The sequence below is a fragment of the Vibrio sp. OPT46 genome, assembly GCF_015163535.1.
Taxonomy (GTDB): Bacteria; Pseudomonadota; Gammaproteobacteria; order Enterobacterales; family Vibrionaceae; genus Vibrio; species Vibrio alginolyticus.
In genome coordinates, this window is sequence record NZ_JADDYG010000278.1 from 1 (window position 1) to 458 (window position 458).

Annotated in this window: 1 protein-coding gene; it reads right to left on the reverse strand. The window is 38.6% G+C overall.

The genetic code is table 11. The features are described from left to right. Positions 1-65: 65 nt before the first annotated feature. Positions 66-458, reverse strand: a 393-nt coding sequence (locus tag IQR33_RS12675) for a UDP-2,3-diacylglucosamine diphosphatase (RefSeq protein ID WP_193843743.1), incomplete at its 5' end; no start/stop codon positions are given.

Consider the following 458-nt stretch of genomic DNA (forward strand, 5'->3'; position numbering starts at 1 on the left):
GATAATAGCGATTTTTTACAAAATATCTACGACTTGAGCGTGAATCTTCTACACGCTCTACATGCTTAACGCAAATTCTGTATGAACGGTCTCGTTTGCAGGTCAAAACTATCAGAATTTACTTTTAAAACTGAGCCTTGCGTATACCAATCCCCTAAAACAATTCGGGTCTTTTTAACGCCATCGACGTCAAAAAAATGTGTGTTCGGGCGATGTGTGTGACCATGAATCATTAAGTTGACGCAGTTCTGAGACATTACTTTCTCGACCTCGTTTTGGTTGACGTCCATGATATCTAATGACTTGCTCATTTTATCATCACGAATATCGGATTGAACTTTTGAGACAATTTTCTTCTTAATGAACCAAGGAATACGGTTAAACAACCATTGTAGCCATGGCTTGTGAACGGTTTTTCTAAACTCTTGGTATTTCACATCGTCAATGCAGAGCGTATC